13 protein-coding genes are annotated in these 13,159 nt (G+C 39.6%); 4 read left to right on the forward strand and 9 right to left on the reverse strand.

Annotated elements, in window-relative coordinates; all coding sequences use genetic code 11:
* Positions 1–71: 71 nt before the first annotated feature.
* The 8 genes from B3317_RS02305 to B3317_RS02340 form a co-directional block, all read right to left on the reverse strand.
* A complete protein-coding gene (locus B3317_RS02305) occupies positions 72–302 on the reverse strand; it encodes a 4Fe-4S binding protein (RefSeq protein ID WP_006798521.1) in 231 nt (76 codons plus the stop codon).
* 187 nt (positions 303–489) lie between these two features.
* The gene (gene ybaK / locus B3317_RS02310) at positions 490–978 is read right to left on the reverse strand and encodes a Cys-tRNA(Pro) deacylase (protein WP_291108223.1); all 489 of its coding nucleotides are present in this window, start codon (positions 976–978) and stop codon (positions 490–492) included.
* Between the two features lie 207 nt (positions 979–1,185).
* Positions 1,186–1,824: a pyridoxamine 5'-phosphate oxidase gene (pdxH, locus tag B3317_RS02315; protein ID WP_291108225.1), complete on the reverse strand. Its 639-nt coding sequence runs from the start codon at positions 1,822–1,824 to the stop codon at positions 1,186–1,188.
* 783 nt (positions 1,825–2,607) lie between these two features.
* The gene (locus B3317_RS02320) at positions 2,608–2,955 is read right to left on the reverse strand and encodes a DUF2023 family protein (RefSeq protein ID WP_291108227.1); all 348 of its coding nucleotides are present in this window, start codon (positions 2,953–2,955) and stop codon (positions 2,608–2,610) included.
* 15 nt (positions 2,956–2,970) lie between these two features.
* Positions 2,971–3,471 (reverse strand): flavodoxin FldA, encoded by a 501-nt coding sequence (fldA, locus tag B3317_RS02325; RefSeq protein ID WP_291108228.1) that lies wholly within the window; start codon positions 3,469–3,471, stop codon positions 2,971–2,973.
* Between the two features lie 308 nt (positions 3,472–3,779).
* Entirely contained in the window at positions 3,780–4,043 is a 264-nt protein-coding gene (gene rpmA / locus B3317_RS02330) for a 50S ribosomal protein L27 (protein ID WP_291108230.1), read from the reverse strand.
* A 19-nt stretch (positions 4,044–4,062) separates the two neighbouring features.
* A complete protein-coding gene (gene rplU, locus B3317_RS02335; RefSeq protein WP_006798514.1) occupies positions 4,063–4,374 on the reverse strand; it encodes a 50S ribosomal protein L21 in 312 nt (103 codons plus the stop codon).
* A gap of 128 nt (positions 4,375–4,502) precedes the next feature.
* Positions 4,503–5,027, reverse strand: coding sequence for a hypothetical protein (locus B3317_RS02340; RefSeq protein WP_291108233.1), 525 nt, complete (start codon positions 5,025–5,027; stop codon positions 4,503–4,505).
* Positions 5,028–5,287: 260 nt separating this feature from the next.
* Here B3317_RS02340 and asnB point away from each other — a divergent pair, with 260 nt between their 5' ends.
* Positions 5,288–6,955, forward strand: a complete 1,668-nt coding sequence (gene asnB, locus B3317_RS02345) for an asparagine synthase B (protein ID WP_291108235.1) — start codon at positions 5,288–5,290, stop codon at positions 6,953–6,955.
* Between the two features lie 57 nt (positions 6,956–7,012).
* Here asnB and B3317_RS02350 read toward each other — a convergent pair whose 3' ends face one another.
* On the reverse strand, positions 7,013–8,221 hold the full coding sequence (locus tag B3317_RS02350) for a glycosyltransferase family 87 protein (RefSeq protein WP_291108237.1): 1,209 nt from the start codon (positions 8,219–8,221) through the stop codon (positions 7,013–7,015).
* 493 nt (positions 8,222–8,714) lie between these two features.
* Between B3317_RS02350 and dapF the strand changes: the two genes are divergently transcribed.
* The 3 genes from dapF (at position 8,715) to B3317_RS02365 (ending at position 13,143) form a co-directional block, all read left to right on the forward strand.
* On the forward strand, positions 8,715–9,557 hold the full coding sequence (gene dapF, locus B3317_RS02355) for a diaminopimelate epimerase (protein WP_291108239.1): 843 nt from the start codon (positions 8,715–8,717) through the stop codon (positions 9,555–9,557).
* A gap of 141 nt (positions 9,558–9,698) precedes the next feature.
* Positions 9,699–10,931, forward strand: a complete 1,233-nt coding sequence (locus tag B3317_RS02360) for an LL-diaminopimelate aminotransferase (protein WP_291108241.1) — start codon at positions 9,699–9,701, stop codon at positions 10,929–10,931.
* Between the two features lie 34 nt (positions 10,932–10,965).
* Entirely contained in the window at positions 10,966–13,143 is a 2,178-nt protein-coding gene (locus tag B3317_RS02365) for a glutamine synthetase III (protein ID WP_291108243.1), read from the forward strand.
* The last annotated feature ends 16 nt before the right edge of the window (positions 13,144–13,159 follow it).

Here is a 13,159-nt window from a genome sequence, read left to right on the forward strand (position 1 = left end):
GCTTTTTAATTGATTAAAAAAACGAATCACGGATAGTCGGGCCTACAGGCACAGACAGGTAATTCGTTATACTACTCAAATTTTTTCTTGTAAATAGTAAGACATCCGTCGGGACATACATAACCACAATTGGCACAACCGATACAAGCTTCGGGATTTTTCATGAAAACGTAGTGGTATCCTTTCTGATTCACATTTCGGGGCTGAAGCTCCAAAACATCGCAAGGGCATGAAACTACACATAGATTACAGCCTTTGCAGCGTTCTTCATTAACTACGACTGTTCCTTTGATTTTGGCCATTTCCTTATAATAATTATTTTAGCATTACTTTTCCGCCAGGGAATTTTCATTCGATCCTAACACAAAGGTATGCGTATTTATTTTTATATTCTTCTTTTTGGATAACAAAGATGTTAAAAAAAATCATGTCACTAAACATATTATTATTTTTTAGGAGAATATGAGTGCTTGAATTTCAGTTGGTTGTCTATGCAATATTGCATTCGGCTATTTTTTCTGTCTTTATGTCAACTACTTGTATCAAATCGTCCGGTCTTATCTGAATTTGCAGACCTCTTTTTCCTGCACTTACATAGATATAGTTATGATCTTTGCATGAAACATCTATATATGTCGGAAATTTCTTCTTCATTCCTATCGGGGAACATGCACCTCTTATATATCCTGTTACGTTCAGCAAATCTTTCATCGGTATCATGTCACAGCTCTTGTTGCCGGACACCTTTGCCGCAGTTTTTAAATCCAGTTCTTTTGCTCCGGGAATAATGCAGACAAAATATCCTGATTTATCTCCTTTCAATACCAATGTTTTAAATAATTGTTCTACAGGTTCATTTAGCTGTTCGGCGACATGGATGGCACTCAGGTCCGATTCGTCGACTTCGTAAGGAATAAGTTTATACTCTATTTTTTCTTTGTCCAGTAATCTAACCGCGTTTGTTTTCTCTATTTTCATAGCTGGCATATCTTACCTTTTTCGGTGTTTAAAACAAATAATTAATCAAGATGTTTATGGAATTAACCATTTATAGTTATCTATTAACTAAAAGAGAATATTTAGCACCATATTTCAAGAGTCTGACTCTTATTGCTCTTCTTCCTGAATCGATATAATATAGTCTGTGACTTTAATTGATTACGAATTTAAATATTTATTATTATGTTATGGAGCTAAACGCTCGATCTTCCAGTCCCCGTCCACCCATGTATATTGCATCCTGTCGTGCAGACGGCTTTTGCGTCCCTGCCAGAATTCTATGAGATTTGGCTTTACGATGTACCCCCCCCAGTTTTCAGGGCGTTTTATCTCTTTCCCTGCAAAACGGGCTTCGAAGTCAACCATGAGTTGCTCCAGATACTGCCTGTCGGGTATTACCCGGCTTTGAGGCGAGGCCCATGCCCCCAGTTTACTTTTTGCAGGGCGAACTTCGAAATATGAGTCGGAATCTACTGCCGATATTTTTTCTACAATACCTTCAATCCTCACCTGTCTTTCCAGTTCATGCCATACAAAGTTAAGGGCGCAATGGTTGTTTTCCGCTATTTGGACAGCCTTCCTGCTGTCATAATTGGTAAAGAATACAAAGCCTTCCGGTTTTATCTGCTTTAGTAAAACAATGCGGGAAGATGGTTTGCCGTCATTAGTTGCTGTAGCCAGATTCATAGCATTAGGTTCCAGTGCTTCGGCAGCTATCGCTTCATTGAACCAGCGTTCGAACATAGTTATGGGGTCGGGTGAGACTTCGCTTTCATCCAGCGTTTTTAGGGTAAAGTCTCTGCGTATATTAAATAGATCGGTCATCTTATCAGTATTTATTGATTTCCAAAAATACTTAAAAGTTGACAAAGTTGACACTTTTTTCAGTTAACAGTCAATAGTCAATAGCATGTAACTAATTACTCGTAACTAAAAAGTAACAAAGGTAACAGCTTTTTCAGTTAGCAGTCATCAGTCAACAACTGGTAAGATGTAAAAAACTTTGCGCCTTAGCGTCTTTGCGTGAAACAAAATAAGGCGTCATCCAACCCGTAACTAAAAAACTTGACTTATTACTTAAAACTCATTACTTGCTAAAAGGTAACAAAAGTAACAGCTTCTTTCAGTTAGCAGTCAACAGTTATCAGTTAGCAATAAATACCTCTTTGTACTTACTACTTGTTAAAAAGTAACAAAGGTAACACCTTTTCGAAGTTTTTATCTTGTCACGTTTACTCTCATAATAACTTCCCCTTGAGGGTAGGGCTGTTAAGTTCTTGTTTTTTCTCATTGTCATGTTGAACGAAGTGAATTGAATTGAAAATCGACGGAGTCAAAATCGCCGAAGCGAAGGCGAGGCAAACATCTTTTCTGATAAAAGAGATCCTTCGTCCCTCAGGATGACAAGAGGGTAACAGCTAAAATTAAAATCAGAATTTAACAGTTCTGCCCCTTGAGGATTGAGGAGGCTCGATCAATACATAAAAGAACGCGGAAATCAAGTTTCCGCTATATAGATAAAATATTAGGGATAAGATAAAAAAAATCCCCACTGACATCTCGTCTGCGGGGACCTAAGATCAACTAAAAAAACTATCAATAGAAAAGTTATGCTAAACAAAGTATGTGCTTGTCCTTTTCCTTTTGCTTTTTACAGTAGCGGTTGCATTGTTCACTGATACTGTATCCGAGTAATATGCCAAGTATAAAGTCTTCTTCCGGAGTCAGCAGGTTTAATGGTTTGTCGCCACAAATCCGGTTTGCCACATTCAGGCATTCATCTTTTCCGAAGAACACATTTATATTGCCATTTTTTAATCGTTGTATTTTATAACTGATTCCGTTTTTCTCCAATTTCCAGATTACTTTTTCTTCTGTATCTGCAGTGAGGGTGCATAGCATCAGGTCGCGGACACCTTTTTTGTATTCATAAATGAGATGGTAGAAAACACGCATAAATCAGTTGGTTTATTAAATTACCTTTTTCAAATCTTCTGTCCAAAGTGCAATACGTTCATCAGTCAGGTTCGATTCGTTGTCATTGTCTATTAGCAGGCCTACAAACTGACCGTCAACTACAGCTTCCGAACTGTCGTATGTGTAACCTTCTGTACTTACCTGCCCGATAAATTCACAGCCTTTGCCTTTTATCGCGTCATATATTTTACCTACTGCATCTCCGAATGTATCGCTGTATGATGAAGAGTCTCCGCAACCAAAGAGAGCAACTTTCTTACCACTCAGGTCGGCGGCTTTCACCTTGTCGATATAGTATTCCCAGTCGTCTTGCAAATCTCCAAGACCTAATGTAGGTGATCCGAACAATAGAACGTCATAAGCCGCATAATTCGCGTCAGCTTTGGATACGTCATGTAAATCAGCTTTATCTACATTTAGTTTTTTTGCAATTTCTTCTGCAACATCTTGTGTGTTTCCGGTTGTAGAGCCGTAATATATTCCAATCTTAGACATATTGTAAATGAATTATAATTATTAAGTAATAGTTAGAATTTAATGATATATTGTCGAATTATAATTTGTTTTTGTTGTTTTACTTGCTCAAATGATAAATAGGTCTGCGACCTTAATTCCAATTTGACAATGCAAAGAAACAGGATATATCGGAGTGGGACAATACCGAAAAATAATGAAATTTATGGGCAAAACTACTTACTTATGAGTAGAAGCTGCGTAATTCTTTGCGTTTGTGAAGGATATTCAAAATAAGAAAGCAGACTGAAGGATCAATCTGCTTTCTTTATACCGTTTAAACTATGTTTTTAAGCTTCTGCCTTAGGAAGTACAGAAACATAAGATCTGTCGTTTTTCTTTTTACGGAACGATACTACTCCGTCAATCAATGCAAACAAAGTATGATCTTTTCCGATACCTACATTTTCACCAGGGTGATGTGTTGTACCTCTCTGACGAACTATAATGTTTCCGGCTTTAACGATTTCTCCGCCGAATGCTTTAACGCCTAATCGTTTACTTTCCGATTCACGGCCGTTTTTCGAACTACCTACACCTTTCTTGTGTGCCATTTTCTTCTGTTTTTACTGATTAAGCAATAATTTCTTTAACTACAACTTCTGAAAATTGTTGACGGTGACCGTTTAATTTACGGTATCCTTTTCTCCTTTTCTTGTGGAATATGAGTACTTTATCTCCTTTTGCCTGAGATATTACTTCTACTACCACTTTAGCGCCTTCTACAGTAGGAGCGCCTACGGTTACAGCACCATCTTTGTCAACTAATAATACTTTTTCGAACTCTACTTTAGAGCCATTTTCTGCGTTGATTCTGTGAACGAACAGTTTTTGGTCTACTTCAACCTTCATTTGTTGTCCCTGAATGTCTACGATAACGTACATCTGTTTTTATATTTACAGGTTATGTGCCTGAGGCGAACCGGTTTACATCGGTTTCTTGTTAGCCTATTGGCAATCGGGTGACAAAAGTAATGAAATATTGTGGAATATTCAAATTTTTTTATGCGAGATTATTCCTTATAATCTACAATAGTCAATACTCCTTCTATATCGTCTAGCATCGGTATATTTATATCGCCACCTATTTCGGTAATAATAGCTTTAATCGCCTGTTTGTCCACCTTGGTTACAGTGGTTAATCTTTTGCCGGATATGATATTTGTTCCCGACATATAGCCCAGTATCCCGTCCACGATAAATATACTGTCGCCTTTTGCAGTATATGTGCTTTTTCTATTTCTTGCATAGGTGCCGTTTTGCGGGTTTACAGCCAAAGTGGATATGGCCCCCGTATTCGGATTGCTTTCATTTACGTCAAAAATCCTTTTTATTTCGAGTAATTCTGCATCCCGGACGAACATACTGTTTACTCTCTCGTCTACAGTAGGATCGTTGGATTTTAGTACACGCTTCTCATTGAGCCATTCGCCGTCCAATGGTGCAGGTGGCTTGGGTTCATAATCATCGCCGCATGAATAACTGCAAGTACTAATGATAATAACAAGCAATGTAAGAAAGGTGATGTTTTTGTTCATCGCTCAAAGATTTGTTTTGTAAAATGTTTCTGCAAAGATATATATAATTTTTTTTGGAATGAATTTATCATAGTTAAATGGTGTGCTTGTATAGTTGTAACGAATTTGTTTTATTTTTATTACGTATTGACAATTTGAAATAAAATGCAAATAAAATGTGTTATATTTATGTTTTATATTTTGAATTAAGAATAAAATGATATAAATTTGCCGGACTGTGGCAAGATATAAAACTAACTAAAAAAAATAATTATAAATATATGTGTGGATTTGTAGGTGTATTTGATTTAACCCAAAATATAGACGTGCTTCGCGGTCAGGTGCTTCGCATGGCTAAAAAGATACGTCATCGCGGTCCCGACTGGTCGGGGGTATATTGTGGCAGTAAATCTATCCTTGCTCATGAAAGGCTTTCTATTGTGGGAGTTGATTCGGGTAAGCAGCCCTTGTATAGTAAAGATAAGAAGTTGGTATTAGCCGTTAATGGCGAAATATATAATCATAAAGAGATAAGGAGCCGGTATTCTGATTATGAGTTCCTTACTCATTCCGACTGTGAAGTTATCCTGGCTTTATATAAAGATAAAGGAGCTGATTTGTTTGAAGATCTGAATGGGATATTTGCATTTGCGCTCTACGATGTAGAAAAAGATATAATCTTGATCGGTCGCGACCATATGGGGATTATCCCTTTGTATATGGGATATGACGATTACGGGCAATTTTATGTAGCCAGTGAGTTGAAGGCGCTGGAGGGTGTTTGTCCGAATATTCAGGAGTTCTTGCCCGGGCATTATATTTTCAGTAAAGATGGAACGGCTCCTAAGCAGTGGTATAAGCGTGACTGGATGGAGTATGATAATGTGAAAGATAATAAATCGGATGTTGAAGAGCTGAGGGCGTCTTTGGAAGCGGCTGTGCATCGCCAGTTGATGTCGGATGTTCCTTATGGGGTGCTACTCTCAGGTGGTCTGGATTCGTCTATTATATCGGCAGTAGCGAAGCGTTATGCGGCGCGACGTATAGAAGATGATAATAAAACAGAGGCATGGTGGCCGCAGCTTCATTCTTTTGCTGTAGGATTGAAAGATGCTCCGGATTTGATTGCTGCCCGTAAGGTGGCGGAGTATATAGGCACGGTGCATCATGAGATTAATTTTACGGTAGAGGAAGCTATAGATGCACTGAGTGATGTAATTTATCATATCGAAACATATGATGTGACAACTGTGCGGGCGTCTACCCCGATGTATTTATTGGCTCGTTTTATTAAGTCTATGGGCGTGAAAATGGTGTTATCGGGTGAAGGTTCGGACGAGCTTTTCGGTGGTTATCTCTATTTTCATAAGGCGCCGGACGCAAAGGCATTGCATGAAGAGACGGTTCGTAAGCTGGATAGGCTTCATTTATATGATTGTTTGCGTGCAAACAAGTCATTGGCAGCATGGGGGGTAGAAGGGCGTGTGCCTTTTTTGGATAAGGAATTTATGGATGTGGCTATGCGCCTGAACCCTCAGGATAAAATGTGTGGTAATGGAAAAATAGAAAAGCATATACTCAGGAAGGCTTTCGAAGATTATCTGCCGGCCAGTGTTGCATGGCGGCAAAAAGAGCAATTCTCCGACGGTGTAGGATATAACTGGATAGATACATTGCGTGAGGTTGCTGATAAAAAAGTAAGCGACCGCCAGATGGAGCATGCGGCAGAGCGCTTCCCTGTAAATCCGCCAATGTCGAAAGAAGAGTATTGGTATCGTACAATGTTTGAAGAGCATTTTTCATCGGCTTCCGCGGCTCATACAGTGCCGTCAGTACCGTCAGTAGCCTGTAGTACGGCTACGGCTTTGGAGTGGGATGCTTCGTTTAAGAACAGGGTGGACCCATCTGGCCGTGCAGTAAAAGCGGTGCACTCCGAGGCTTATGAATAAATGATTGTGGTACATAAAAATATAAAAGCAGAGAAAGCGTATTTCTCTGCTTTTCTTTTATATACCTTCTTTTATTCTTTCTTCTTTGGTGTAATCGTTCGGGTCAAATTGTTCTATAATACCCCGTGATGTGACTAATTGGTATACCAGTATAAGCCATACGGTTAAACTTGGTATAGCTTTTAGGGAGTATCGTTTGAAGATTCCCGCATGTATCCTTTTAGGGAATATGTGAGATGAGGTTATCCATGTCCAGAATATCGTAAATAATAATAATCCGATGACCCATTTGCTGTTCGGATATTTCTGTATGCTGTACCAGATGGCAAGCGCGGTCATGGCTATGATGTATGTTTCCGATTCGGAACCGGTGCTGAAAAGCAGGACAAAAAATAATGTAGATGCCAATATTCCTAACTGGTATGTTAATTGTCCGTAGCGTTCAGGTTTGAGGTATTGTATGGCAAATAGCATAAGCCCGGGAGCTATGATATATAATGCAGATACATCGAGAATATTGAATACTCTTCTTATTAGTCCGATCGCCGAAATGTCTTGAGAGAAATTAGTGATATTCTCAATGTTTTTGTCTATAAGGCAGAAATACCAGTCCTGATAACTTTGAATAATAAATTCCGGTGATGAAATAATCATTGGCAGAACGAAGAATATGGCAGCCCACATAGCCATATATCCTATAAGTTTTCCTTTGTGTCTGGAGAAAAAGAAGAGGCTGAGTCCTACAATTCCATAAAGCTTTATAAATGTTCCGAATACGATAAAGCATGCGGCCCATATGTCTTTTTCTTTGCGTATGCTTATGAGACTCCCTATGATGAGCGCCGCTATCAGGCCGTTGGTCTGGCTGTTCATTACGCAAACATATAGTTGGATTACAATGATATAATAGAATAGGTATTTCTTTTTCCATGGTACGCTCAGGTAGTAGATTGCGATGAAGAGGCAAAGGCTCATTGCTATATCCCAGAATAATATACCGAATCTGTCCGGTAAGAGGGCAAAAGGAGCTATGACCATACTGAAAAGAGGTCCGTAATGATTTACATCGTGATGCTCGGCAGGGTATGGGGCATAGAGGTTGGTTTGTTCAAGGGTGTGGTAGAATACGCCCTTGAATATGCGATAGTTGTTGTGGATCCGGCTTGCTTTTAATGCGCCGATAGCAGGTAAGAGTATCCATATGAATAGGAGGAATCTCTTGTCAGAAAACATCGGTTTTCTGAAAAAATTAACAATAGAGCTCATGGTTCTATCCGTTATTATCCGATAATTAAAATGGTAGTCTGTGCGTTCTGTAAAAGGTGCAGGCTACACGTTGTTTTAGGTTATTATTTTATTTCAAAATCTACAATCTGGATTTTGAAAGTTACAAAGATGGGTATTTTATATGGAATAGGAAATTTTTTCTTAACATTTCATCCTGAAATATGGACTTTGTGTAAGGGGATTTCAATGTTGGATATTATAAGGTGTTTAAAAGAAATATTTTGCTCAAATAAATAGTGAAAATATGGATTAAAGGTGTCTAATTTAAGAAAGGGGTGACATTTGTAAATCATTTGGTCTTGCGTTCTGACTTTATGTTTGTTGTTTTGAAAATTAACAAGTCAAAAAGATTTTTTATTTTATTAAAAATGAAAAAATGATACAAAATTCTTGCGAAATCGAATAATTTGTACGAAATTTGCGTCTTGAAAATAGAAATAATATAATACACAAAAAGAGGTCGAAATAGACAATGAAAAAATTGAAATTTATCAAAATGCATGGTGCCGGTAATGACTACATTTATATGAATGGATTCACTCAGGAAATAGAGAATCCTTCTCAACTGGCAGTTCGCCTGAGCAATCGTCATTTTGGTATTGGGTCCGATGGGTTAGTACTCATATTGCCCTCTGATACATGTGACTTTAGAATGCAGATGTTCAATTCCGACGGCTCGGAAGCTGAGATGTGCGGTAATGCTTCGCGCTGCGTAGGTAAATATGTGTATGATAACGGGCTGACCGATAAAAAAGAAATAACACTGGAGACGAAAGCCGGGGTGAAATATATCACACTAAAGGAAGGGGATGCTATTGCGCGTAAAGTAACAGTGGATATGGGAGAGCCGATACTTGCGCCTACCCTGATCCCGGTACAGGTAGCGGAAGAGCCCGTATTGGATCATCCTTTGGATATAGATGGTAAAATATGGAAAATATCCTGTGTGTCTATGGGAAATCCGCACGCTGTGGTGTTTATGAAGGGGATCAAGGATTTGGATTTGCCTGTTTTGGGACCTAAATTTGAAACACATCCTGTCTTTCCCCGCAAAACCAATACTGAATTTATCGAAGTGGTAGACCGCAATACATTAAATATGCGGGTATGGGAACGTGGAGCAGGGGAGACTCTGGCTTGCGGAACCGGAGCATGTGCTGCTGCCGTGGCTGCTGTGCTGAATAACCATTGCGACAGGGATATAACAATACATTTGCTGGGTGGTGATCTCAAAATAGAGTGGGATGCTCTCAATAACCATGTATATATGACAGGTGAAGCTGTTACTGTGTTCGAAGGTGAACTGGTAAATTAGCTGATTTGAAACATCGTTCAACGGAACGAAGTGTAGTTAATATTAGCAAATTAGAAAATGAATATAAATATAAATACTGGTTACTTATTTATTTGCCGATCATACGGCTCGTAACTTGTAACTTGTAACTCGTAACTAAAAATGATATTAATAAACGAAAATTATACTAAGCTGCCGGGAAGCTATCTTTTCTCGGATATTGCACGCAAAGTAAACGAATTCAAAACTGCACATCCCGACGCATCTATTATCCGTCTTGGTATAGGAGATGTAACAAAACCTCTTCCGCAGGCTTCGATAGAAGCAATGCATAAAGCCGTAGATGAGATGGCCGATGCAGCTACCTTCAGGGGGTACGGGCCGGAACAGGGTTATGACTTTCTTGTAAATACAATTGTAGAAAACGATTATAAAACACGCGGACTGGATATATCCACAGATGAAGTATTTGTCAGTGACGGCTCTAAAAGTGATACGGGTAATATCGGAGATATTCTCGGACTCGATAATATTGTAGCCATTACCGATCCTGTATATCCTGTCTATGTGGATACCAATGTGATGGCAGGTCGTGCGGGTGATTTGCTCGAAAATGGCAAATGGAGTAAGATTGTATATCTTCCATGTACTGCGGAGAATGATTTCGTGCCTTCATTGCCAACCGAAAAAGTGGATATCATCTATTTGTGTTATCCGAATAATCCGACAGGTACGACATTGACAAAAGATCAATTGAAGATATGGGTAGATTATGCATTAAAGAACAAAGCACTTATTCTTTTCGATAGTGCTTACGAAGCGTTTATAACCGAAAGTAATGTACCTCACAGTATCTATGAAATAGAAGGAGCGAAGGAAGTGGCTATTGAGTTCCGCAGCTTCTCTAAAACTGCCGGATTTACCGGTACGCGTTGTGCATACACCGTAGTACCTAAAGCCCTGATGGGATATACCAAATCGGGTGAAAAGGTATCATTGAATAAATTGTGGAACAGACGGCATACGACAAAATTCAATGGTGTGCCATATATTATACAACGTGCCGCTGAAGCCTGTTATTCCGTTGAGGGTAAAAAGCAGGTGAAAGCGACGATCGATTATTACCTGAATAATGCTAAGATCATCCGTGAAGGGCTTAGTACGCAAGGACTGAAAGTCTATGGCGGAGTAAATTCTCCTTACATTTGGGTTAAAACGCCCGACGGTATGACTTCGTGGGGATTTTTCGACTATCTGCTCAATGAGCTGAATGTCGTAGGTACTCCGGGTGTTGGTTTCGGGCCAAGTGGAGAGGGGTATCTGCGGTTGACGGCGTTCGGTACATTAGAGAATACAAAAGAGGCGGTAAGCCGTCTCAAAAAGATTTCTATTTAAATCAAATCATATATAACTCAATAAAAACAAGTTTATGACAAAGTTACGTTTTAGAGCAGTAGCGATGGCCTCGGAAAGAAAACCGGTAGAAGTGCAAAAGCCGGGAAAGAAGACATCGGAATATTATGGAGAGAAAGTCTTCAATCGTAAAGCTATGACCAAATATCTTTCGAAAGAAACTTTCAAAGCGCTGAATAATGCTATCGATAAAGGAGGATCTGTAAATCGTAACCTAGCTGAGCACGTAGCTGCAGGTATGCGTATGTGGGCTTTGGAAAACGGTGTGACTCACTATACACACTGGTTTCATCCGTTAACGGACGGAACTGCCGAAAAACATGACGCTTTTGTAGAACATGATGGACAGGGCGGCCTGATAGAAGAATTTGAAGGAAAGCTTCTGGCTCAACAAGAACCGGATGCGTCCAGTTTTCCGTCGGGAGGTCTTCGTAATACATTTGAAGCTCGCGGATACTCGGCTTGGGATCCGTCTTCTCCTGCATTTATTGTTGGCAATACATTGTGTGTCCCTACTATATTTATCTCTTACACAGGTGAGGCACTCGACTATAAAACTCCATTGCTGAAAGCACTGGCGGCAGTAGATAAGGCTGCGACCGAAGTGGTTCACTATTTTAATAAAGACGTAAAGAAAGTACAATCCAATCTGGGCTGGGAACAAGAATACTTCCTTGTAGATGAGGATCTTTTTATGGCCCGCCCCGATCTGGCTCTGACCGGTAGAACGTTGATGAGTCACGAGAGTGCTAAAAATCAACAGTTGGAAGACCACTATTTCGGTTCTATACCTGAGCGTGTACAACGTTTTATGGAAGAACTGGAATATGAAGCATATGCTTTGGGTATTCCAGTGAAGACCCGCCACAATGAGGTTGCGCCGAATCAGTTCGAGCTGGCTCCTATATATGAAGAGTGTAATCTGGCTGTAGATCATAACCTGCTGGTGATGTCAGTGATGGATAAAGTAGCGCGTAAACATTCATTCCGTATATTATTCCACGAAAAACCGTTCAAGGGAATCAATGGTTCGGGTAAACATAATAACTGGTCGCTAAGTACCGATACAGGTATCAACCTGCTGTCTCCGGGTAAAGATCAGGTGGAAAACCTGCGCTTCATTACTTTTGTGGCAAATATTCTTGCGGCAGTGCATAAGAATAACGGATTGTTGAAAGCATCTATTTCTTCTGCGACAAATGCTCACCGTTTGGGTGCGAACGAAGCGCCTCCGGCTATTATATCCGTATTCCTCGGTTCTCAGGTAAGTGATATACTTGATAAGTTTGAGAAGAGCGCAGTAAAAGACGCGATTGTAGTTGATAGTAAGAAACAAATCAGCCTTGGTGTAGGTCAGATTCCTGAAATCCTGCTCGATAATACCGACCGTAACCGCACATCGCCGTTTGCCTTTACAGGTAACCGTTTCGAATTCCGTGCGGTAGGTTCGTCCGCAAACTGTGCTTCCGCTATGACAGCATTGAATGCTTCTGTTGCTGAGCAGCTTCGACTGTTTAAAGAAGAAGTGGATGGCCTTATTGCTAAAGGTAAATCTAAAGAGGAAGCTTTGTATGAGGTATTGAAGAAATATATCAAGGAATCACGCCCTATCCGTTTCAACGGAAATGGCTACAGCGATGAATGGAAAGCTGAAGCCAAGAAGCGTAAATTGGATTGTGAAACCAGTGTTCCTGTGATTTATGATGCATATACATCGAAACAAAGTATCAAAACATTTACAGGTATCCTTTCCGAAGTGGAACTGCATGCACGCAACGAAGTGAAGTGGGAAACATATACAAAGAAAATTCAGATAGAATCACGTGTGCTCGGAGATTTGGCTCTGAACCATATTATCCCGGTAGCTATTTCTTACCAGTCTATCTTGTTGACAAATGTATCGAAACTGAAAGAAGTATCAGATGATTATAAGACACTGGGAGCAGAGCAATTGCGACTGATAGAAAAAGTTTCTACGCATGTGAATGCCATAAATGCTAAGGTGCACGAAATGATAGATGCACGTAAGATAGCCAATAATATCGAGAGCGAACGTGAAAAAGCTGTAGCTTATCATGATAATGTAGCGCCTTATCTCGATGAGATCCGCTATCATGTAGATAAACTGGAATTGATTGTGGATAACGAAATGTGGCCGTTGGCTAAATACAGGGAATTACTTTTTATTCGATAATCGCTTTTATTTATAA

It is taken from the genome of Dysgonomonas sp. UBA7710, assembly GCF_002482385.1.
Classification (GTDB): domain Bacteria; phylum Bacteroidota; class Bacteroidia; order Bacteroidales; family Dysgonomonadaceae; genus Dysgonomonas.